The sequence below is a fragment of the Anaerobacillus sp. 1_MG-2023 genome (genome assembly GCF_030547345.1).
Classification (GTDB): Bacteria; Bacillota; Bacilli; order Bacillales; family Guptibacillaceae; genus Guptibacillus; species Guptibacillus hwajinpoensis_B.
In genome coordinates this window covers 158,313-180,212 of record NZ_JAUORD010000006.1, presented here as the reverse complement: position 1 = coordinate 180,212, position 21,900 = coordinate 158,313, and the positions used below count along the sequence as shown (strand labels likewise).

At 38.2% G+C, this 21,900-nt stretch carries 27 protein-coding genes; 14 read left to right on the top strand and 13 right to left on the bottom strand.

The window, feature by feature from the left end; all coding sequences use genetic code 11:
- Window positions 1-31: 31 nt before the first annotated feature.
- Together Q4550_RS12595 and Q4550_RS12590 are read left to right on the top strand one after the other, a co-directional pair.
- Window positions 32-1,309 (top strand): MDR family MFS transporter, encoded by a 1,278-nt coding sequence (locus Q4550_RS12595; protein ID WP_303533180.1) that lies wholly within the window; start codon window positions 32-34, stop codon window positions 1,307-1,309.
- Between the two features lie 89 nt (window positions 1,310-1,398).
- Window positions 1,399-1,677: a sporulation YhaL family protein gene (locus Q4550_RS12590; protein WP_283153030.1), complete on the top strand. Its 279-nt coding sequence runs from the start codon at window positions 1,399-1,401 to the stop codon at window positions 1,675-1,677.
- 43 nt (window positions 1,678-1,720) lie between these two features.
- On the opposite strand, the gene Q4550_RS12585 is transcribed toward Q4550_RS12590, so the two are convergent.
- Both Q4550_RS12585 and Q4550_RS12580 read right to left on the bottom strand, forming a co-directional pair.
- The gene (locus tag Q4550_RS12585; RefSeq protein ID WP_283153029.1) at window positions 1,721-2,647 is read right to left on the bottom strand and encodes a peptidylprolyl isomerase; all 927 of its coding nucleotides are present in this window, start codon (window positions 2,645-2,647) and stop codon (window positions 1,721-1,723) included.
- 261 nt (window positions 2,648-2,908) lie between these two features.
- Window positions 2,909-3,091 carry a hypothetical protein gene (locus tag Q4550_RS12580; protein ID WP_194220063.1) on the bottom strand — a complete coding sequence of 61 codons (183 nt, stop codon included), beginning with the start codon at window positions 3,089-3,091 and terminating at the stop codon, window positions 2,909-2,911.
- 123 nt (window positions 3,092-3,214) lie between these two features.
- Between Q4550_RS12580 and Q4550_RS12575 the strand changes: the two genes are divergently transcribed.
- Entirely contained in the window at window positions 3,215-3,811 is a 597-nt protein-coding gene (locus Q4550_RS12575) for a YpmS family protein (protein ID WP_194220006.1), read from the top strand.
- A gap of 233 nt (window positions 3,812-4,044) precedes the next feature.
- Here Q4550_RS12575 and Q4550_RS12570 read toward each other — a convergent pair whose 3' ends face one another.
- Entirely contained in the window at window positions 4,045-4,590 is a 546-nt protein-coding gene (locus tag Q4550_RS12570) for a DUF3267 domain-containing protein (protein ID WP_194220005.1), read from the bottom strand.
- Window positions 4,591-4,825: 235 nt separating this feature from the next.
- Between Q4550_RS12570 and Q4550_RS12565 the strand changes: the two genes are divergently transcribed.
- Entirely contained in the window at window positions 4,826-5,167 is a 342-nt protein-coding gene (locus Q4550_RS12565; RefSeq protein WP_194220004.1) for a DUF1878 family protein, read from the top strand.
- On the opposite strand, the gene Q4550_RS12560 is transcribed toward Q4550_RS12565, so the two are convergent.
- Both Q4550_RS12560 and Q4550_RS12555 read right to left on the bottom strand, forming a co-directional pair.
- Complete coding sequence (locus Q4550_RS12560) at window positions 5,164-5,736, bottom strand: HTH-type transcriptional regulator Hpr (protein WP_194220003.1); 573 nt, start codon at window positions 5,734-5,736, stop codon at window positions 5,164-5,166. The genes Q4550_RS12565 and Q4550_RS12560 overlap by 4 nt on opposite strands.
- A 71-nt stretch (window positions 5,737-5,807) precedes the next feature.
- Window positions 5,808-6,176 (bottom strand): YtxH domain-containing protein, encoded by a 369-nt coding sequence (locus Q4550_RS12555; RefSeq protein ID WP_303533172.1) that lies wholly within the window; start codon window positions 6,174-6,176, stop codon window positions 5,808-5,810.
- A gap of 169 nt (window positions 6,177-6,345) precedes the next feature.
- Here Q4550_RS12555 and Q4550_RS12550 point away from each other — a divergent pair, with 169 nt between their 5' ends.
- A complete protein-coding gene (locus Q4550_RS12550; protein ID WP_194220001.1) occupies window positions 6,346-6,543 on the top strand; it encodes a hypothetical protein in 198 nt (65 codons plus the stop codon).
- A 120-nt stretch (window positions 6,544-6,663) separates the two neighbouring features.
- The gene (locus Q4550_RS12545) at window positions 6,664-7,062 is read left to right on the top strand and encodes a YkvA family protein (RefSeq protein ID WP_283153027.1); all 399 of its coding nucleotides are present in this window, start codon (window positions 6,664-6,666) and stop codon (window positions 7,060-7,062) included.
- A 35-nt stretch (window positions 7,063-7,097) separates the two neighbouring features.
- Here the strand turns inward: Q4550_RS12545 and Q4550_RS12540 are convergent, their stop codons facing one another.
- The gene (locus Q4550_RS12540) at window positions 7,098-7,616 is read right to left on the bottom strand and encodes a tryptophan transporter (protein WP_194219999.1); all 519 of its coding nucleotides are present in this window, start codon (window positions 7,614-7,616) and stop codon (window positions 7,098-7,100) included.
- 130 nt (window positions 7,617-7,746) lie between these two features.
- Entirely contained in the window at window positions 7,747-8,835 is a 1,089-nt protein-coding gene (gene serC, locus Q4550_RS12535; protein WP_303533166.1) for a 3-phosphoserine/phosphohydroxythreonine transaminase, read from the bottom strand.
- Between the two features lie 197 nt (window positions 8,836-9,032).
- Here serC and Q4550_RS12530 point away from each other — a divergent pair, with 197 nt between their 5' ends.
- Window positions 9,033-9,932: a hypothetical protein gene (locus Q4550_RS12530; protein WP_303533164.1), complete on the top strand. Its 900-nt coding sequence runs from the start codon at window positions 9,033-9,035 to the stop codon at window positions 9,930-9,932.
- Window positions 9,933-9,961: 29 nt separating this feature from the next.
- On the opposite strand, the gene Q4550_RS12525 is transcribed toward Q4550_RS12530, so the two are convergent.
- A complete protein-coding gene (locus Q4550_RS12525) occupies window positions 9,962-10,399 on the bottom strand; it encodes an HIT family protein (protein WP_303533162.1) in 438 nt (145 codons plus the stop codon).
- 536 nt (window positions 10,400-10,935) lie between these two features.
- On the opposite strand from Q4550_RS12525, the gene Q4550_RS12520 reads away from it, so the two are divergent.
- From Q4550_RS12520 to Q4550_RS12510, 3 genes are read left to right on the top strand one after another with little or no spacing between them, the layout of a single operon-like run.
- A complete protein-coding gene (locus Q4550_RS12520) occupies window positions 10,936-11,676 on the top strand; it encodes an ABC transporter ATP-binding protein (protein ID WP_194219995.1) in 741 nt (246 codons plus the stop codon).
- Window positions 11,673-12,887, top strand: a complete 1,215-nt coding sequence (locus tag Q4550_RS12515; protein WP_303533158.1) for an ABC transporter permease — start codon at window positions 11,673-11,675, stop codon at window positions 12,885-12,887. The genes Q4550_RS12520 and Q4550_RS12515 overlap by 4 nt, the downstream gene beginning before the upstream one ends.
- 47 nt (window positions 12,888-12,934) lie before the next feature.
- Window positions 12,935-13,675, top strand: coding sequence for an EcsC family protein (locus tag Q4550_RS12510; RefSeq protein WP_303533156.1), 741 nt, complete (start codon window positions 12,935-12,937; stop codon window positions 13,673-13,675).
- Window positions 13,676-13,727: 52 nt separating this feature from the next.
- Here Q4550_RS12510 and Q4550_RS12505 read toward each other — a convergent pair whose 3' ends face one another.
- The gene (locus Q4550_RS12505; protein ID WP_098446445.1) at window positions 13,728-14,162 is read right to left on the bottom strand and encodes a ferritin-like domain-containing protein; all 435 of its coding nucleotides are present in this window, start codon (window positions 14,160-14,162) and stop codon (window positions 13,728-13,730) included.
- Window positions 14,163-14,344: 182 nt separating this feature from the next.
- Between Q4550_RS12505 and Q4550_RS12500 the strand changes: the two genes are divergently transcribed.
- The 3 genes from Q4550_RS12500 to Q4550_RS12490 all read left to right on the top strand — a co-directional run bounded on the left by Q4550_RS12500 (window position 14,345) and on the right by Q4550_RS12490 (window position 16,076).
- Window positions 14,345-14,860, top strand: coding sequence for a type 1 glutamine amidotransferase domain-containing protein (locus tag Q4550_RS12500; protein WP_303533146.1), 516 nt, complete (start codon window positions 14,345-14,347; stop codon window positions 14,858-14,860).
- Between the two features lie 18 nt (window positions 14,861-14,878).
- Complete coding sequence (locus tag Q4550_RS12495; RefSeq protein WP_194219992.1) at window positions 14,879-15,226, top strand: DUF3243 domain-containing protein; 348 nt, start codon at window positions 14,879-14,881, stop codon at window positions 15,224-15,226.
- A 103-nt stretch (window positions 15,227-15,329) separates the two neighbouring features.
- Window positions 15,330-16,076 carry a phosphatase PAP2 family protein gene (locus tag Q4550_RS12490; protein WP_303533140.1) on the top strand — a complete coding sequence of 249 codons (747 nt, stop codon included), beginning with the start codon at window positions 15,330-15,332 and terminating at the stop codon, window positions 16,074-16,076.
- On the opposite strand, the gene Q4550_RS12485 is transcribed toward Q4550_RS12490, so the two are convergent.
- A complete protein-coding gene (locus Q4550_RS12485; RefSeq protein ID WP_303533138.1) occupies window positions 16,041-16,934 on the bottom strand; it encodes a diacylglycerol/lipid kinase family protein in 894 nt (297 codons plus the stop codon). The genes Q4550_RS12490 and Q4550_RS12485 overlap by 36 nt on opposite strands.
- Before the next feature lie 245 nt (window positions 16,935-17,179).
- On the opposite strand from Q4550_RS12485, the gene Q4550_RS12480 reads away from it, so the two are divergent.
- Entirely contained in the window at window positions 17,180-19,411 is a 2,232-nt protein-coding gene (locus Q4550_RS12480) for a YhgE/Pip domain-containing protein (protein WP_303533136.1), read from the top strand.
- Between the two features lie 49 nt (window positions 19,412-19,460).
- On the opposite strand, the gene Q4550_RS12475 is transcribed toward Q4550_RS12480, so the two are convergent.
- The 3 genes from Q4550_RS12475 to Q4550_RS12465 all read right to left on the bottom strand — a co-directional run bounded on the left by Q4550_RS12475 (window position 19,461) and on the right by Q4550_RS12465 (window position 21,841).
- Window positions 19,461-20,324, bottom strand: a complete 864-nt coding sequence (locus tag Q4550_RS12475; protein ID WP_308809529.1) for a formate/nitrite transporter family protein — start codon at window positions 20,322-20,324, stop codon at window positions 19,461-19,463.
- A 188-nt stretch (window positions 20,325-20,512) separates the two neighbouring features.
- Entirely contained in the window at window positions 20,513-21,271 is a 759-nt protein-coding gene (locus tag Q4550_RS12470; protein ID WP_303533133.1) for a PRC-barrel domain-containing protein, read from the bottom strand.
- A gap of 60 nt (window positions 21,272-21,331) precedes the next feature.
- Complete coding sequence (locus tag Q4550_RS12465) at window positions 21,332-21,841, bottom strand: antibiotic biosynthesis monooxygenase family protein (protein ID WP_194219987.1); 510 nt, start codon at window positions 21,839-21,841, stop codon at window positions 21,332-21,334.
- Between the last annotated feature and the right edge of the window lie 59 nt (window positions 21,842-21,900).

The window sequence follows — 21,900 nt, the reverse complement described above, 5'->3', positions numbered from 1 at the left end:
CCTTAGGATACATACATAGTGGAGGAAGTACATGAGAATAAAAGATTGGGATCGGAATTTAAAGATACGGCTTTTGGGTGAAGGGATGATGAACATTCTTTTTTGGATGTTCTTTCCGTTTATGGCTATTTACTTTTCGGAGTCCTTTGGCAAAGGAATGGCCGGACTCTTACTTGTTTTATCACAGGTTGTTGCTGTTGTAGCTAACTTAGTAGGAGGATATTGTGCAGATCAGTATGGACGAAAGAAAATGATGTTTATCTCTGCAGTGGGTCAAGGACTCACCTTTGTTGTATTTGCTTTTGCAAACTCCCCATGGCTTGTTTCACCAATGCTAACGTTCATTAGCTTCTCCATTCTTGGGGTGTTTGGGTCATTGTATTGGCCGGCTAGTCACGCAATGGTGGCAGATGTTGTGGCGGAAAAAGATCGTAATACGGTATTTGCCGTTTTCTATACAGCTTTAAATATTTCTGTTGTTGTAGGGCCAATATTAGGCGGTCTTTTTTTCTTTCAACATCGATTTCCTTTACTTCTTATCGCTTCTATTGTCAGTTTCGCCGTCGCGGCATTGATTGCAATCTACGTCCGTGAAACAGCACCAGAGAAAAGAGAAAACAGTCTCGTTTCAGATTCATCTGTAAAATGGACAAGGTTTATATGGAATCAGCTTCATGATTATAGAATCATTGTTAAAGATAAGGTCTTTCTTTTATTTATACTTGCTGGAATATTAGTAGCACAAACGTTTATGCAGATGGACTTATTAATTGCCGTTTATTTGAGTGAAAAAGTACCTGACCAACCAGTGTTAACCATCTTTAATACAGTAATTACGGCCGACGGAAATCGCATTTTTAGTTGGCTTATTTCAGAAAATGGGTTATTAGTTGCTCTATTAACAGTATTTATGACGACTAAAATGAGTAAATTCAAAGAACGTAACGTTTTTATTTTTTCCTGCATGATTTATGCTGTCAGCATGATTTTATTTGGTCATGTAACATCTGTTTGGCTACTTGCCATTGCGATGCTTGTATTTACGATGGGGGAACTGATGGTTGTTGGTATTCAAGAGGGTTTTGTATCACGTCTGGCACCGGAAAATATGCGCGGGCAGTATTTTGCGGCTGCAAGTCTTCGCTTTACAATTGGAAGAACTCTTGCACCAGCTGCCATCCCACTCACAGCTCTTCTAGGATTTCAATGGACTTTCTACCTCATTAGTTTCCTTGCGATCATTGCAGGAGTTATCTATTATGTAATGTTTGATATGCGAAGTAAACAGAGAGTGTTCGGGCAATCATAATTTTTCTAGGAGGAATAAATCACGTTCTTTGCTCATAAATTGTAATAATTAATGGAGCTTGTACGAAAGAAGGAAAGGAAGTGCTTTAGGTGAGAAAGAGTGTTCTTATACTTCTTGGATTTCTATTGATTCTTAGTCTATTCCAGCTTACAGAAGTGTCTTCAACGTTATCGGGAGTATTCTCTTCATTTCCCTGGTGGCTCTATTTTGTACTAGCAGGGATTGTTTACAGCGGATATAAAACGATGCAATTAACGGCTGAAGAGAAAAAAATCGATCAGATCCATATTGAAGAAGAAGGACGAGTATATGTGGAAAGAATGGAAGAAGAGCGGGAGCGGAGGAAACAGCGTATAACAGAACACTAAATAAAAAAACGAAAGAGCTAATTTAGCTCTTTCGTTTTTTTATTTATTCATTTGATTCTGTGGACTCTTCTTCAGTGTTAGCACTATCATCTGCTGGTTCGTCAGCAGCTTCTTCGACTTTAAAGAGATCTTCAAACTGATCGTCTTTTACTTTAATATCAGATTCTTTAATAAGCTCATCGATCACAGTTGGAACATCTTTTGCGTTTTGGAGCATATATTGTTCTTCAACTTGTTCTTTAGCATCTTCAAACGGCATTACCGTTTTCTTCTTTAGCTTAATAATATGATATCCAAATTGTGATTGAACGATATCACTTACTTCGTCTTCTTTCAATGCAAAGGCTGCTTCTTCAAACTCAGCAACCATGTCGCCTTTTTTGAAGACGCCAAGATCGCCACCGTTTTCAGCAGATCCATCTTTAGAATACTCTTTAGCAAGCTCAGCGAAATCGCCGCCATCTTCCAATTTCTTTTGAACTTCTTTAGCGGTGTCTTCATCGTCAACTAGAATATGGCTCGCTTCTAGTTCAGTGAAAAGGTTTTTGTTTTCATCGTAGAATTCTTTTAGCTTCTCATCTGAAACTTCTACTCCCTCAGTTGCAGCTTTTTGAGCTAATAGCTGCTTACGTACATCAACTTTGAATTGTTCAAGGTCTTTGTAACCATTTGACTGAAGGGCTTGTTCAAGTTGTTCATCAGTTTCAAAGTTTTCTTTGATTTTATCAAGTTCTGCATCGACTTCTTTATCAGATACATCATATTTATCTTCAAGAATTTTAGTTTGGACAAGGTCACTTAATACTGCTTCACCAGATTGATCTTTTAACGCTTGATAGAACTCTTCCTTTGTAACATCTCCAGCACTTGTTTCGACTACGGCTTCTGAATTATCCGCAGAATCATTGCTACAAGCAGATATCGCGAGTAGGGCGATCAATGCAGAAAGCATTATGAACATTTTTTTCATCAAACATACACTCCTAAAGGGTTAGTTAAATTTAACAAAATTGTGATACAGTTAATACTATAGCATAGAAAGATAAGTGAAGTTAAATTCAATTGGAAATATGAGAAAAATTACACAAAACAGGCGAATTTTATGGGGAATTGATATAATAAAAGCGAGAAAACAGTGTGATTCCCTAAACGGGTTAAAACCACAAAAAAAGATGAGGCATTTGGCCTCATCTTTTTCAATCGTTCGTTAGGTAATAGGCTACTTAAGATTCTAAGTGAATAAAACTTCTACATATGAAGAAATCAGCAAAATGGTAATAAGAACGTTAATGGTTCTAAATACATTAGGCTGTTTTTCTTCAGGAATGTTTTTCTTCAAGCATAGTGCATTTGTCATTGAATTAAATGTGACTAGAATGAAAGTCGCAAATAGGATGAAGAATATTCCAATCATGGTCATTTCAGTACCTCCCAGAGTCCAATTCGATAATTCGAAGAAATATATAACGGTTTACTTTAACTTATCTTTCAATCCGTAGTATCATGGAAAATATTCGTCCCATAAGGAGCTGTTCAAATGTTTAAAAACCGATGGAAGGCGGCCTTTATCATTCTCTTTGCTGCTGTCATTCTCATCTTCGCAGGAATAGTAGGATTCTATCAATACTATTTTCCTGAAAGTGAAATTGCCAAACTCTCAAATGAGAAAAATACAGAAGAACCTTTTGAAACAACTTTTTCCATCCAGATGAAAAAAGATGAATTGAACGAGATCATCAATCGAGAACTTGAAAAGTATAGCGAGAAACAGAAGAACATCGGTTATAATGTAAACCTTGATGAACTTGCAACTTTTCAGGGATATGTGACGATTTTTGATCGTAAAGTTGATTTTTTTCTTAAGTTTGAGCCACAGGTACAGCCAAATGGTGACCTTTTATTAAAAGAAAAATCTTTTCAAATTGGTTTGCTTGAACTCCCAAGTGATAAAGTTCTTTCTTTTATAAAAAAGCAGGCATCATTGCCGCCTGAAATAACAATTGATTCTGATGAAGGGACAATCTACATGGCTGTAAGCGAATTAGAATTGAAGAATGATATGAAACTAAGGGCTAAATCATTCGATCTTCCTAATGATGAAATTGTTTTCGATGCTTACTATCCTATTAATTAGTTCCTTGTCCTAATATTATTATGAAGGAAGTCTCATAAGAATTCAATACTGCTGACCTAGTGGCCAATCCAAAAGAACAGAGCGCTGAATTTCAGCGCTCTGTTTTTATTCTATTAGCCATGTTAATGAGCTCAAAATCGAGTAATCACTATTGTATAGCTAATCTATTAGGGGCATCATATTTTATTCTTTCTCTCTGAAGTCTATTGTTTAATAGAGTGTCAGATTAGTTATTAAGAAGCCCGTTTAATAAGAATATGGAAACCTTCACTTCGATCCTCCACATAAGCATTCTTCGGTGCACGGAGCACCTGAGAAGCGTAAAGGAAGTCACTAAAGCTAAACCCAAGATTTATAGCTGCTAGGATCGAGAAAAATGATACATATGCTGGCATATAAACTGATGCAATTATAGCTGCGGTCGTAATCAAAACCGCAGGTGCAAGTGCCGCAATTAAAAAGAGGTTACGTGAAATTGGGCTGCACGTTTCACAGCGCATCATCGGTACGATTACAAATCCTTTTTCTAATTTCATTGTTGCTTTTAATCCGGCTATTGTTAAAGGAAGCCAGTGTATTAGCTTATGAATAGGGAAAAGGACAGCTAAGGAACCGAGAAACGGTAAAATTGGTACGATCGCATGTTTTGTTGTCGGGTATAACATACTGAACACAAGATAAAACGCAATAAAGTATAATAAGGTTAACAGCATCGAGAAAATCGTTAATCGATGTGTACCGAATTCGCGATGTAGATAAATCGATTTCCAACAATTCATAAGAATCACCTGCTTCCGTAGCTTTCAATTTAGTTGATGTTTATTGAATACTCGTATACTGTACAGCGATTCTCGGAAGAAATCAACACGTTTTTTTAGAAAGAAATTAGTCAAAATTATTTTGACAAAATCAGCGCTTTTTCGCGCTGGATTAGTCTGGAAAATACATTTCAATTTAAAACCCGTTCCGTTAAACTATAAGTACTATTGATTGCACAGTAAGGAGTTAAGTCCGATGGAAGCTATCCACAAAAGATTAGATAAAATTGAATTTCATATGCGCCTACTTGCAAAGATGGAAGAGGAAGGAGACTACCCCTTTTACCGCCTTGTGATTGACAGAGGGCTGACAGAGTCAGAAGTGTCAGAAGTATATCAACTATGCGTAGAGGTGAATCAAAAAATGCATGAGCAGATCGAGGAGGGTCTCTTGAACCGTTCCACGTTGCTCACGCATTTCGTAGGAATGTTAAATATTAAATTGGAGCCTCTCGCAACCATTAAAGCACTGCAATCTCAAGAAGAGGCTTATAGAGAACTTATGGAGACGCTATTAAAAGTGTCGCCTTATCGTTAGAAAAGTTTGGAACGCTCTTCATCATCTTGTTCAGTGAGTTCTCTAGAGAATTCACTTTCAAGCTTGGTGAAAGATTTTTGGAAGATTTCCATGAAGTCCTCACCATATAGTCCTTTAATGACACACATCATCTCAGTAAATTCAGGGAATTTACCGTATAGTTCTCTAATCGGCATCGAAGCTTTCAAAACACTATCTCGACTTGGTGAATAATGTTTCCATGTTTCCTGAAGCAGCTTCTCTCCTTTTTCGGTAAGCTGTACATATGTATTTCGCTTATCATTCTCTTTTTTTGAGAATGTGAGGAGAGACCTAGATTCAAGTTTTTTTGAAAAGTTAAACGCTGTTGAGACGTGCATAACGCCAAACTTCGCAATATCTGATATTGAAGAGCCGTCAAGATGATAAGCAATTGAAAGAATATGGTGCTCATTAATATTGAGATCGAATGGCTTGAGCCAATCTTGCCAATCTCGCTCAACAGATTTCCAAAGTGCTTTGCTTAATTGGCCAATTCGATGGCTAAAAATCATTGCTTCTTGAATAGAAATTTCCTGTTCTTCTTTCATAAATGCCCTCCTTTACAACTAGATGATTCAAGCTATATTAGAATATTGTTGATCTTCGGTAAAAAAACCGGCTATTTTGAAGCCGGACTGTTTACTTCTTCTTTGACTGTTTCAATCGTCTTCTGCATATCCTCGACATCTGCCTTTAACCTAGTTAAATTTGGTTCAATATCCTGTTGAAATGAAGAGATGGATCGTTTAAGGTCAGCGGCTACTTCCTGAATAATTTCTTTGCCTTCTGAAGAAAGCTGTTTTACTTGAGCGGTCAGTTCGTTAAGATCACTTTTAAGCTTAGTCAATCCTTCCTTTATATCATCACTCTTCTCTTTAGCGTCAGTCATTAATTCTTTTCCGGATTTCGGAGTGGTTAAAAGTACAGAAGCAGCGGAAACTACCCCGCCTACTAAAAATCCTGTTAATAATGTTTTTGCTTTTCCCATGATGTTCATCCTTTCCTATCCAAATCCTTATACTTCTACTTAAAGACATTAGTTCGCCATCCCAGTCAAGAATCCTGCTTTCTCCTTTCATTAATTCGTTGTGGTTATGAAAGCAGTGGGCATCACATATACCTTTTAGTATACGCTAAGGTAAATGGAGGGGACGGGTATGGCTGGATTTATCTTTTTCCTTATTGCAGCTGGCAGTCTACTATTAACCGCAACAGTAAGCAGGCTGTTATTAATTAGAAAATATTCATTTCACAATGAACGAATGATCCGAAAGCAAAAAAGCGCCTACTTATTTGGTACGTTTGCGATTGTTTTTCTTGTGCTTGGGGTATCGATGGCAATGCTTATTTTCTAATGATGTCCTTTATTTTCCCCACGGCTTTCAACTTGCAAACATAAAAACGATATAAAAGGTTAGAATCACGCTCATTTGAGGTATCTTATAGAGAGAAGGGTATTTAAGGAGCGTGAAATAATGAATCGCATGATTAAAAGTGTTTTTAAGAGAATGACAAAGAAGGCAGTAACGGTTATGAAGGATAAAGACAAAATGAAGGATGTTTCAATCGAATCCTTGAAAAAGGGAGCCTTATACAATGGTCGTAAGGGTATGGATGAGATGTGGGTAGACGTGAAGACGTTCTCGAGACTTGTCCAGGAATTTCGTAAAGGAAGTTATCGCGATATTTCAAAAAAATCAGTCGTTATGATTGTAGGAGCATTACTTTATTTTGTTAGTCCTATTGATGCGGTTCCTGATTTATTAGCGGGAATTGGGCTTCTTGATGATGTAGCAGTAATAGGATTTGTTGCAAGTCAATTAAAGCAGGAGTTAGAAAAGTTCCGAGAGTGGGAAACAGGAGTGAAAATATAAAAAAACGGCCAAATTGGCCGTTTTTTTGTGTTTATTTAGAAAGCGAAGCTAGTACGTTTAAGGATTGATTGTACAACTGGAAAGATTAGTACCATTGCAATGGTATTTACTACGGCAGTTGGAAGAACAACGGTAACAAACAGTCCAGTGAATGCGGCGCCACCAGGAAGTCCTGCAAAGATAAGAGCAGCTCCAAGGAATATAGCTCCACTGATCATCGTGCCGATTGCAGTTAAAATTCCAACTGTTACTAATGATTGGCCAAACCGCTGAACGAGTAAATAAAGACCAAAGAAAGCAAAAGCAGTCACAGGTTTATCAATCATGTTAGCAAGTTGTCCACCAGGAAATGTTGTCGTTGCAGCAGAGATAACTCCTGTCGCAAGTCCGAGTACGAGAACGCTTTTGCGCTCAGGAAATAGCAATATTCCTAGAAACATCATCGTAAGAAGCATATCGTTCTTCATTCCTGAAATTAAGCCAGGTATAATTGCGTGTAGAATTGTTCCAATACCGAGTAGTAAAGCCATGAGTACTAAATTTTTTGTTTTCATAAAGAAATCTCTCCTCTTCTCATCTCATTCTCCGTCAAAAGACGGTGTTCTCTCCATCAGTGCGCTATGTGCCTGCTGCGAAAGAACTAATTTTTTATATCATAACAAACGAATGTCCTATTGAAAAGTGTTAAATATTGTGTTTGTGATGGAATGTCTGCATAAAGTCACTTAATGCACGAACAGATTCAAGGGGAACAGCGTTATAGATGGAAGCACGACATCCTCCAACAGAGCGATGGCCCTTTAACCCAACAAACCCTTCTTCTGCCGCCTCATGTAGGAACAGTTCTTCAAGCTCTTTTCCTGGTAAATTGAAAGTTACATTCATTGATGAGCGACTTGCTGTTTCAGCTGTTCCGCTATAAAAACCTTTACTACTATCAATCGTGTCATAGAGTAGCTTTGTTTTCTCAGCATTCATCTTTTCGATTTCCTTAATACCACCCTTAGTCTTTGTCCATTCAAGAACAAGGGATAGCATATAGATCGCAAAGGAAGGAGGGGTATTATAGAGCGACTTCTTATCAACGTGAGTACGATAGTCTAACATTGTTGGAAGTTGATCTGGGATGTTTTGGAGCATATCTTTCTTTAAGATGACTACAGTTACTCCTGCTGGTCCAAGATTTTTCTGAGCACCTGCATAAATAAGACCAAATTGGTCAATTGGAAGGGAGCGACTTAATATATCGCTCGACATATCTGCAACGATAGGAGAATTCGTTTGCTTGGGGAATTCCTTCCACTGGGTGCCGTGTATTGTGTTGTTTGAAGTCAAGTGAACGTATGCATCTTTGTTACTGTATTGTAACGTGTCGAGCTCTGGTATACGTTTGAAATCATCTTGTTCACTACTTCCACCAACATACGTGTCTCCTAATTTCTGAGCTTCCTTTAATGCTTTTTGGGACCAGCTTCCTGTAAGAAGATAATTACCTTGCTGACCAGTTTGAAGAAAATTCATTGGAATCATTGAGAATTGTAAACTTGCTCCGCCCTGAAGAAAGAGAACTTCATAGTCATCAGGGATGTGAAGGAGTTCTCTTAAAAGCTCATTGGCTCCATCATGGATTTTCTGATATTCTTTGCTACGATGACTAAATTCCATAATGGACATACCTTGCTGTTGATAATTGAGAAGTTCTGCTTGAGCATGATTAAGTACATCTTGAGGTAAGGCGGACGGGCCAGCATTAAAATTATAACGACGTTCCACTAATAGACACTCCTTTAGTAATGTAATGCGATGCCTCGATTTAACTTGTACTCATCCTATCATTAAAGGATTCGGCGGTGCTATATTTTTTTCTAATCTTTTCGAATATTTCGTTCTATTGAAGCGGAAGCATTTGTTCTGCTTCATCATTTTGCTATTCTATATAGAAGTGAATGATAAGAAAGTGGTGTGAACTAATGTATCGAGAAAACAAACCAATTCATATCGGACCATACGATCATCCAGATATTTATCCTGGTCCACGACCAGCTTCATCTTTCCTATACCATAACGGGAAAGCACATCGAATTGATGAAGTTCAAAATACTCCAGTAGAGAAGCAAATTGTTCATTATGCAAGAGGGGAAGACGTGTCGGGTTCTCTTGCATTTGCAACGACAGAACAGTTTACAGTGGAAGAATTGCTGTTATCAGAAGGTTTATCTCCTATTGAAGACCGAATCCCGCTTCTCGCATATGGATCGAATGTCTGTCTAGCACAGCTCAAATATAAGTTTAGTCTCAATCCTGATGTTAGTGATTTCATTCTCTATTATCGTGCAGAAATAAAGGATACAGACGTCATAGCAGGTTCCTTTCTAGCACCATATGGAGCACTTCCTGCTGTCATTGCTCCCGTTCAGGGAGCGAAGACAGAAGTGTGGGTTACATTTGTTGATCGTGAACAGCTAGAACTGTTAAATCGTACGGAAGGCGGTTATGTACTAAGAGAGCACCTTCATGGCAAGCTTACCCTTAAAACAGGGGAGAATTTCGAACGAGTTTACGCATACTATTACCCACACGGTTACATAAGAGAAGGTTCTTATGTACGATTTAAAGATATACCGGGGGAATCAAATCTCCAATCTATGTGGCAAGCAGATTTATTAAATGAGCTGAAGGCTATGGTAGGGTATGGAGGTCATAGAGAAGAGTTTATTCATGAATTAAGGTGGAATCCAGACTTACGAACAAAGATGTCAACGATGTTAAATGGATTAGATCAAACGTTTGATCATCCAGATTGGGTTGTTCCGAATGGCTTTTATACATTAAAAGAAATGAAACGAACCCAAATGAAAAGGAGACCGTAAACGGTCTCCTTTTATGTATCAAGACAATTTCATTCAGAATTAATGTGCGAACGAATCCCTTCAGCAAGGCGCTGTAACTTCTCCGCATCATAGTCATTTTCGTGTGTTTTCCATACCGCTCCGAATCCGTCCCCTTTACCGTAGCGTGGAATAAGGTGTAGATGATAATGAAAAACAGATTGTCCGGCAATCGCTTCATTATTGTTAAGAAGATTCATGCCTTCAGGAGTAAAGTTCGCTTTTAAAGCATTTGCTATTTCAGGAACTGCAGCAAAGAGCTTTGAGGCTGTCTCGGGATCAAGCTCGTAGATGTTTTGCTGATGTTTTTTTGGAATGACGAGGGTATGTCCTTCTGTTACTTGTGTAAGGTCTAGAAAGGCTAGAACGTCTTCATTTTCGTAAACTTTCGCAGATGGAATATCTCCATTAATAATTTTACAGAATATGCAATCGGGGGAATGGCTCATGTTCATCATCCTTTCAATCTTTTCATATATCGTACCATAATTTTCATTTTCGTTAAGACCGCTTCTTCCTAATGTACATCCATATCTTGCAAACATAATCCAATGATCAAACGAAACTTCTATATGATCTAAGAAATATTTATTTCTAGGCACAATTGGATCGGAATAAGAAAAGGCTCTGCCGGGGGTGCAGAGCCTTGAGTGCAACTTATTTTAAGGGAAGACGCCACACTCTCTATAAGGATGTTCTTAATATCATCGATCTATTCATGTATTGTGAGTTTTCTTATCTCGATGATCGGCTACTTCGTCTGGAAACTAAACCTCCACTTAACTGAGTCAATAACAAAAGTTAACAATATGGACGAGTATTTATAATGAAAAATGTCCTTTATGGAAAGTCTTCTGTGAAAAAGGTAAGATGTGGATAGGGGTAAGTGAGCAGGGTGCTGTACGAATCATTCCACTCATTGTTTCACGCTCCAATTGAAAGTTTGTTAAAATGTAAACAAATGACGCGAAATGAGAGGAACCCTATGACGAATTCAATTCTGGAAGTTAGCAATCTTACTGGTGGATACCAGGCGAATAAGCCTGTACTCCATGATCTTTCTCTTAATGTAAATTCAAATGAAATTGTTGGTCTCATTGGCCTTAATGGGGCTGGGAAAAGTACAACAATCAAACATATTCTTGGCTTACTTGACCCAATGAATGGTCGTATCCGCGTGGGTGGTACGAGCTTCTCTGAAAATAAAGATGGTTACCGTAAACAGTTTTCATATATACCAGAAACACCGTTGTTGTATGATGAATTAACGCTTTGGGAGCATTTACAGCTGACAGCTCTAGCTTATGAATTAAGTGAAGAATGGAAAGAAAGAGCTGAAGCACTTCTTAAAGAGTTTCGGATGACTAATATGAAGAAGTGGTTTCCGGGTCATTTTTCTAAAGGGATGAGACAGAAGGTTATGATCATGTGTGCCTTTCTCGTAAAACCATCTCTTTATATCGTAGATGAGCCCTTTGTTGGTTTAGATCCTATTGGGATTCAGTCCTTTCTTGATATGATGCTTGAGATGAAAGAGGAAGGGGCAGGGGTATTAATGTCGACACATATCCTTTCAACAGCTGAAAGGTATTGCGATCGATTTATTATTCTGCACGATGGCCGAATAGTGATGTCAGGTACTATGACAGAATTACGGCATCAAATCGGCAACAAAGCTGCTACGCTCGATGATATCTATATTGAAGCGACCAGGAGTGGCAAATGATGCAGCTTGAGACGCTATGGAAAGAAAGGGCAGGGGCCTTTTGGAAAATTGCCCTGCGTTACTTCAGACTAATTGGTAATAGCAGCTTTTTATTCACGCTTGTTCTTACCCTCATATTCGGGGCGTATTATTACAGTGAATTATTGAAAGTACTTCCTGAATCATTTCCTGGATTAGCGGTCATCACAGTCATTGCTGCAGTGACTGTGGTTCGAACGCCATTAAGGTTCTTTTTGTCAGAAGCCGATCTCGTATTTATGCTACCAGCGGAAAACCGTTTACACGGCTACTTTCGCAAATCTCTCTTGTATAGTTTCGGACTTCAAGTATTTATAACCGTTGTCGTTATGACGATTCTTGCACCTCTCTATCAGCACGAGATGTCTGCTGGAACGCCTTATTACGTGTTTGTAATTATTGTCCTGATTGCATTAAAGGGAGTTAACGTCATCATGAAGTGGATGGAACTCCACTTACCAGCTCACCAAACTTCCTGGCTTTATACGATGGTGCGTCTTTTTACTACAATGCTATTAACATATTTATTACTGGCGCAGGCATCATGGATTTTCGTAACGCTCTCATGTCTCATACTTGTAGCGATTCTTTTTCTATTCTTTCTTCCGTTACAACGTAAATATGCAATCAAATGGGAGAAGCTACTTGTTCTAGATGAACAACAAAGTATGAAGTTCTATCGAACAGCTAATTTATTTACGGATGTCCCTAAATTAAAACAGTCTGTTAAACAAAGGCGTACACTAAGCTCAATTGCGGAGAAACTTCTCCCAACAAATAATGTTTATGAGACGCTCTATCAAAAAGCATTTATTAGAAGTAATGAATATTTAGGTATCTATTTTAGGCTATGGCTTTTAGGACTCGTAGTGATCGCTTTTGTTCCTGGAGTTACAGGTAAAGTGGTTGGGACTGCGCTCATTATTTATTTAACAGCTGTTCAACTTCGAACATTGTTCCCTCACTACCAGGCACATGTGATGGTAAAACTTTATCCACTGTCAGATAAAGAACAAGTAATAGCGTTTCGCGCCCTGCTAATTCGTTTACTAGGTGCACAAGCAGTTACTTTTGCTGTTCTTTCTTTTGTTCTTTCTTTTGACATTGGGTCGGCTGGATTGATCCTTATTGTAGGGGCAGCCGCAGTTGCTGTAGCCACATCTCGAAACAGTACCGGAAAACAGAAGATTTAGTTGACCGGTTTGGTGTTAAAAGTCAGAGCCAAAGGATGTTTTGCAGTATGAGTTATTTAAGTGAGGTAGAAGAAGAGCTTGAATCCTGGGAACGAAAAATAAAGAAAAAATCTTCTATGGTTTCCCGTTCAGCAAAAAAAATACAAAATCGGATTAACGATAAAATACCTGAACGTATCCATTCGATCGTTACAAATGGTATTAAAACAATGGTCCAAGGTGTTCTGGCTGGAAATACGTATACTGTTAAAGAACCAGATAACAATCAACCTCTTCAAGTGAGAGATGAAAAAGCAAGACGATTAATACTTAAGTATAAACGTATTGCTGCTACAGAAGGAGCAGGTACAGGCGCAGGTGGGATCCTTCTTGGTTTAGCTGATTTTCCTTTGCTTTTATCCATTAAGATGAAGTTCCTTTTTGATCTTGCCAGTGTTTATGGATATGATGCTAAGAAATTTGAAGAAAGAGTGTTTATTCTTACAATTTTTCAACTTGCTTTTTCAGCAGATGAGGCGAGAAGGAGCAGTTATGAGCGCATCGCTAACTGGGATGATACGCTTAACCAGTTAGAAATAAGAAATAAATTCAATGATGAACATGATTGGAAGTCATTTCAACTCGAGTATAGAGATTATATCGACCTTCCTAAATTACTTCAGATGATTCCTGGTTTTGGAGCAATAGTCGGGGCGTATGTGAATTATCACTTTCTTGACTGGCTAGGGGAAAATGCCATGAATGCCTATAGGAAACGTATCATTGAGGCAAAGGAACAAGAAGAGTAGAACAAAAAAAGGCCAGCCGGATTTCCGGCTGGCCTTTTTAAAATTATTTATCTTATTCGAATCGAGCATCGCTAAGAATGCGGTCCATTTCTTCCATATGGTGTGTTTCATCGGCGATCATATCATCAAGCTTCACAACTAGTTCAGTAAATCCTAGTTCCTCTGCTTGCTTTTTACGTTTCTCGTAACGATCAATGGTATCTTTTTCAGCCGTTCTAGCTTCAATAAGCATTTCTTTTACATCAGTAAGTTGTTTTACTTCAGCAGGAGCAGTAGTTGGTGTACCACCAAGTACTTTAATTTTTTCTGCAAGGTAAAGGGCATGGCCCTGTTCGTCTGCAATTTCACTTTCAAAGAATGGTTTTAGTGTTTGACGATATAAACCAGAGACTACAGCTGCATTGTATGTGTACATAATACTAGCTGCGTATTCATTTGCAAGGTCAACATTAAGTCCATCGATAAGTTCTTGTTTTTTGTCAGCCATTCTAAACATCCTTTCTAATTCTGTACTGTTTTGGTTCCATATTAATTTTACCCTTCCTCCTTGCTAATAAAACATAAACATTGAAAAAGATAGGAAGAATAGAATGGATGTTTGACTGATGATGGGAGGGGTAATATTCAACTATGTAAATCATAACTAGTTAATCTATAGGAGGGCCTAAATTGAGTAAAATTGCAGTACTTATGACAAGCATGTTTGAGGATGTGGAATATACAAAACCTGCTGAGCAGTTTAAGAATGCAAACCATTCCCTGACAGTAATTAGTACAGAAGCTGGCCAAGAATTAACAGGAAAACAAGGTGAGGCTAAAGTAACGTCTGATAAAGGAATCGATGAGGTAAAAGCGGAAGATTTTGACGTTCTTTTTATTCCAGGTGGCGTTTCACCTGATGAACTGCGTGCAGATGATCGATTTGTTGCATTTACGAAAAAAATGATGTTTCTAAATAAGAAAACTCTCGTGATCTGTCATGGTCCACAGCTGCTCATTTCTGCTGAAGTATTAAATGGAAGAAACATCACAGGATTTAAATCCATTCAAACAGATCTAAAATATGCGGGGGCCAATGTGTTTGATGAAGAAGTGGTTGTTTGTGGTGGAAATCTAGTTAGTAGTAGAAATCCAGACGATATTCCTGCATTCATTGAAAAATCTCTGTCTGTTATGGACAACTAATAAAAAGGAGTGGAAGTAATGAGTGAAAAAAATCATTTAGTTGATAAAGATAGTCAGCTTGATGTAAATAAAGTTGATGATACCCTAGATCGCATGAGCGATGACAAAATGGATGATATTCTCTCCAATTTTGAGGACTTTAAGAAATATCTTGCCACTAGAGTCGAAATCGGAGAAAAATTAGGACTTAGTGAAGAAGCGCTAGCTCAAGCTGCAGAGAAAGTAGCGGGTTATCTCGCGAAGAAGGAGGAGCCTAAGAATAGAGAAGAAAAGCTATTACAAGAGTTATGGCTCGTGGGAAGTAAAGAGCAACGTCATGAATTGGCCCATCTTCTTGTACGAATGGTTCTAACTAAAGATAAGTAAAGGCAAAGCCGCTGCTGACACAGCGGCTTTTTTAAAAAGAATTTTATGAGGTGAAGAACTTCACAGAGTTTGGAGAATTGAAAACGGTGAAAGGTGCGATATTATGAATAAAAATAATTTTTTTAGCTCCTTGCCAGGAGCGTTAAAGCAAAAAAAAGTGTGGTTTCCACTTGTGCTAAATGCATTTGGACTATTCATTGCTGTTTTGGCAATCATGTTGTTTTCAGAGTTAGCAGAAGAAATATTAGAAAAAGAAACGCTACAATTTGATCAAGCGATTATTTCTGGCGTAGACGGCATTCGTTCCGATGGATTATTAAGTGTGATGGAATTTGTAACAGAACTTGGCTCTGTTTGGTGGATTTCAGTGGTTTCTGTTGCGACTGTAGCTTTTCTATGGTTTAAACTACGTGATGGTTGGAGCATTCTCTTTTTTGTCATAGCTCAGGCGGCAGGCGGACTTTTAACGACAGAACTAAAACATTTTTTTGCTAGGTCAAGACCTTCTATCGATGCTGCTTATGATGCAGTGGGATATAGTTTCCCTAGTGGACATGCGATGGGATCTTTTCTACTATATGGATTTATTGGTTACCTTATTGTAAGAAGCCAGAGGAGTAGAACGACAAAGTGGTTAAGTGGAACACTTGTATTCTTCTTCATCGCACTGATCGGATTTAGTCGAATCTATTTAGGTGTTCATTATCCAAGTGACGTTCTAGCAGGTTATGCAGCTGGTACACTCTGGCTATTTGTTTGTATTTTCTCTCTTGAATGGGTTCTTTGGATTAAGAGATCCTCGTTAACATTGGGTTCATTCAGAAAAATTTTCTCCAGTAAGAACAGTTAAGTATGCAGGCAGTACTTCGAGCGTTGACGGAGTCGTATGATGACGTTCTCCGTCACAGTCGATATTTTGCTCTGGATCTGCTTCTATTTTTAAATTTTTTGTTTGGAAATGAATGATATCTTCGTTAAATCGCGACTGCTTGAAAACCTTCGATTGAAAAATGGACCAAAAAGTTGGGAGAGACGTTTCTTTAATGATTAAGACATCAAATTCACCATCTTGCAGATTATTGTCAGGGAAGAAAGCTTGGATCCCGCCAGTAAATGGACCGTTCCCTACGATCATCATGACAGCTTCCCCTTCAAAATTCTGCCCGTCGGCATCTACTTTAAGATGAAAAGGCTGTGGATTGTTGATCGTTTGTGCAGTACTAATGTAGTAAGAAAGCCTTCCGAAAACTTCTTTTGTATCAGGATTAATGTTCTCAGAAGCCTGAGTGATTAAGCCGATTCCCCAGAAATTCAAGAAATACTCATCATTTGATCGACCTACATCAATAAGGGAACGGTTGTCTTCTAAAAGCTGTTCAACTGCTAGAAGTGGATTTTGGTTAATCCCGATTGCTCTAGAGAAGTCATTGCAAGTTCCTCCAGGAATAATACCGAAAACAGGACGCTTCTCTCTTTGGCAAATCGCATTTGCTAATTCATTTATGGTCCCATCCCCACCAGCCCCAATGAGAATGTCTACTTCGTCGCCTAGTTCTGCGACTAATTCAGCACCATGTCCTTTGTATTCTGTTTTATAAAGGGAAACCTCATCATAGTTTTCTCGTAATCTTTCTTGGATCGTATCAATTTGGTTGACCATTTTAACATTTCCAGCTTTGGGATTTAAGATAATGGCTACACGTGTCACGATAATGACTCCTTTCGTATAATCTTCTTTTCTTATTCCCTTATATTCAGTGAAGTACACACAGATAGTAGAATTCCAAAAAAGTTGATTTCGAATTCAATTGGCTGAATACCTCCACATAGTAGCTATTGCAATTGGTTGAGAGACTGGACTGATTAACATTGGACTCATTTCTCATGACAATTCACTTATTAGGGAATTATACTAGTTGGAGGATACATATTTTGATGAGTAGGGGCTTGCAAATGAAGAATATCTTAAGAATTTTCAAGAAAGATTGGAAGGGAATTGGATCGAATTGGGTAGCTGCGATTCTATTAGGTGGTCTTATTATTCTACCTTCTCTTTATGCTTGGTTTAATATTGGAGCATCATGGGACCCTTATAGTCAAACGGATCAGCTTCCGGTTGGCATTGTCAATGAAGACAAGGGGGCAACGATTCGGGATAAAGAAATTGATGCAGGTGAAGAGCTAACGAAGGAATTGAAAGATAATGACAGTCTTGAGTGGCATTTCTCAAATCGAGAAGCTGCGATGGATAAGCTTGAGTATGGGGACTATTTTGCAGTAATCGTCATTCCAGGAGATTTTTCAGAGAAGCTCGGGACAGTTATTAATGATGAACCTGAGAAAGCGGAAGTAGAGTACTATGTAAACGAAAAAGTAAATGCGATCGCACCAAAGATCACTGAAAAAGGTGCGAGTGTCATTGTTGATCAAATTACAAGTAACTTTGTATCGGTTGTGAATGGGACAATCTTTGAAGTATTTAATGATTTAGGAGTAGAATTTGAAAAGGACTTATCAGACATAAAACAATTCGAGGAATATGTATTCAAACTAGAAGAGAACCTGCCAGAGATCAATCGTTTGATTTCCGATGCTCTATCTGACTCGAGAGATGCTGAAAATGTGATAAATAAAGTTCAAGGACTTCTTCCGGAAGCTCAGCAAATTACGAGTGAAGGCATTAGCACGATTGATGGAACCACACAATTTTTAAACGAGTCAGAAGATCGATTGAATAAGCTTGCACCGCAAGTAGAGGAAGATTTAACTAAAGCTCAACAAACAGCTGAGGATGTAAATAAGTTCTTATCGGATTTAAAATCGCCAGATATTGATTTATCCTCAGTAGAAGAAATAAGAAATCAGATAAATCAACAAGTAGATGATTCTGTTCAGCGTATTGATGATGTTCAGGTCGTATTGAAGCAAGTACAGGAAGCTAGCGATAATAACGAGAATGTGGAGTCGCAGGAAGAAGGAGAAGAATCTCCTCAAGAGAGAGCGCAGGAGCCTTCCGCTAACTCGCAGCAGCAAGAGGTTATCGATGAGGCAATCGCTGATCTTGATCAAGTTAAAGAACAGTTACAGACGATTAAAGCAGATAGTGGTGAAATTGGATCTACTTTGGCTGATAAGCAAGAAGAAATAGATGATATTTTAACAACTCTTCAGGAAAAATCCGGAGAAACAGCTGATCGAATCGATTCATTCTTAAAAGAGTACAAGGAAGACATTGAGCCTCGTGTTCTTGCTGAAGTGGCAAGTGCGAAAAAGACGTTATCGAATGCTCGATCGACGTTAAAAGAAGCGCAAACCACCATCCCTGAAGTGGAACGAATTCTTTCAAGTACTGAAGAGAATATAGGCGAAGGTCAAGATATTTTAGCATACATGTTGAATGAATATCCTTACGTAAATGATAAAGTGAACCAGCTTGCGGATCGAATCAGAGAGATTCAAGGAGAAACAGATATTAACGAGATCATTGATTTACTGAAGAATGATCCAATGGCAGAGCAAAGCTTTTTCGCAGAACCTATTGTGTTAAGTAAAAACTCACTCTTTCCGATTCAAAATTACGGTACAGGTATGACACCGTTCTATACTGTTCTATCGTTATGGGTAGGGGCACTTCTTCTTGTTTCATTACTTACCACTGAAGCCACAGGTTTTGAAGAAGCGTCTAACCGCCAGGTGTATTTCGGGAAATTATTGACGTTTATTAGCATTGGTATCCTTCAAACACTTGTTGTAACGTCAGGAGATCTCTTTATTCTAAATGTAGATATCGTAAATCCTGTTCTTTTTGTACTATTTGGACTCTTGATTAGCTTTGTGTTCATGTTAATGGTTTATACTTTAGTTGCTGTATTTGGGGATGTAGGTAAAGCGATGGCTATTGTCTTTCTTGTTCTTCAAATTGCTGGGTCAGGTGGAACGTATCCAGTTGCTTTGCTACCAGAGTTCTTTCAAGCAATCCATCCTTATTTACCATTTTCGTACGCAGTAGATTTAATGAGAGAAGCAGTAGGAGGAATTGTATGGGCACGAGCAAAAGAAGATTTATTCTTTTTGGGGATTTTTTCTGTTGTGTTCCTTCTCATAGGAGCGGTACTTAAGGAAGTTATCATTAAAAAGACAAAGTATTTAATGAAAAAGTCCAGAGAATCAGGGTTATTTCATTAATATCCTCTTTGAATAAAAAGCAGCCTGTCAACTGACAGGCTGCTTTTTCTCACTCTGCTTCTTCTTTTGGAAGGCGTTCTTCATTAATTTCTTCTTTAAACGCATACGTAAATGTTAGAGCAACGAGTACCCCACCGCCAATCAGGTTACCGATACTTGCTGGAACAAGATTAAAGAACAGGAATTCCATCCAAGAGTATTCAGAGCCATGAATAAAGGATGTGCTGAAATACCCCATGTTGGCTACACTATGCTGGAAATTTCCTGCCACAAATATAATAACAGGAAGTGTAGTTGCAAGAACTTTACCTGTTAAATCACGAGCTGCGGTAGCAAGAAACGCAGCCATTCCAATAAGCCAGTTCGCAATAATACCTGAGAGAAGAATTTGAAACCATCCTACCGTTCCGTGAGATAGGAATTTCATTTTGTGTTCTGTATACGTAGCTAATTCGCTATAGAATTCAGGGGTTAATGATCCTGATGCAACGACAAGAGTACCTACCAGCAGGGCACCTAGTAAGTTACCAAAATAACAAACTATCCAAAACTTCATTATATTCTTAGGAACCCAAAATCTTCTTTGAAGGATGTACGTAGGAAGGAGCACGTTAACTTCAGTAAAGAGAATGGCTCCCGAAATAAAAACAATCGCGTATCCTGTTACAAATCCTATTCCTGAAAGGAGATTACTAACACCTTCCGTTTCAACTCCCATCGCAATTAGAACAGAGAAAATAGCTCCGAATGTAACAAATGCACCAGCTAGAATTGATAAAATGAACTGGCGATTCAATGGTCTGTCACTATGAGCTTCTCCTTTTGCGATAAATGTTTCAACAATTTGCGCTGGAAAATAAAATTGTCTTTCAGGATATTTTACTTGTTTGTCTTTTTTGTTAGAATTCGCCACAATAAATCTCCTATCTATTTCTTGTCCTATTATTTTCGCTCTTGTTTTTTGGACTAAACTGACGAATGTGCTTTTACTTTGCCATTAATATAAAAAAATCCAGATTTGCTGTCAACAAGTTAGATTTCCTGGGAAATCAACTCAAAGTTTGTCTGAAATAAGCGAGGTGAATGGCCACCTCGCTTTCATTAAAATTTCCAGTATCCCGTTTTCCCATAGTGCGTATGAAGGTCTTCTTCGAAACGGCGAGTAATGGGTTCGTTTAGACGAAATTCTGGTGATTGACGAACTTCTTCTTTTTTTATATTTACAACTACCGATCGATCTTGCCAGTGAATGTCATGAATCCATTTTGTAGAGAGCAGTACTTCTTTTCCGGAAAACCAGTTTTTAGTATCGACAATGATATATCGAAGCTGCCATGATTCTTCATCAAAAATGAAATCTTTAACATGACCAATTTCACCGTCAGTCGCCTGAATGTGGTATCCAGCTACTTCATTACTACTTCGCAAGTGATTTTCTTCGTCTTGTTTAGAATGATGCAAGGTTGAATCAGCATCAGGTAAATCATCAGCCATAAACGGTCTTGGATACATCCCGTTACCCCAGGCGTTAGTTCCTACCCAATAATAAGGCCAGCCAAAATGGCGGTTCAGTTCCATTTCGTGTTTTCTAGAAATAGGTTGATCGGTATCAATATCAGGGCTTTCACTTACTTCTTCAGATGTAAGCGAAACTGAAATAGCTTCATTCTCATGATTCAATTGCTCGATTGAAATCGGAGAAATCAATACCTTTCGACCAGGTAACCATTTGTGTGTATCGACAACAAGATACCTTATAGTCCAATGTTCATCATCGAAATAGAGCTCTTTTAAGACGCCTTTGTTGCCATCTTTTGTATCGATCGTGTATTTATTCACTTCACTCTCGCTTACTAACATGAGGCTCACTCCTATATGAATAATTCACTTAAGCTAAAAACTACCCGACCACGTTAAGAATTAAACCGAATCTGTTTTTTCGACTTGATAAGTTTTAAGATATGGCTTTCCTGAAAAGATCGTTTTTGGAAGTCCTTTACTTGTGTTACGATTTTTGTGCGCTGTTTGATAAGCTTCAGAAGTTTGCCAATTCTTGAAGTCCTTCTCAGTATTCCAGAATGTGGCGACGATATATGGATCGTTATGAACTGGACGTAAAATTCGAATTCCTTGACACCCGGGTTCATTTTCCACTTTCCCAGCGCGGTTTTTAAACCTATCTTCAAATATCGCTCGTTCACTTTCCTCAACAGGAATATGGTTTAAAACAACAAAACCAGGATCAGTTACCTCGCCCTTTTCGTCCATTAATTCATATTTCTTAGCGTTTTTGAAAAAAGTTTCGGAAGACGTTTCGTGATAAAGTGCAGCACCATCAGAATTAGAAAAAAGCTTTACATTTTCTCCGTCATGATCTTCTTTTACCTTTGATAAATAGTCGTATGTTCCATATGTAACGTAAACGTTCATCTTATTCATCCTTTCAATGAAGTGATCAGGGAGAATTGCCTGATACTTTACCCTTATTT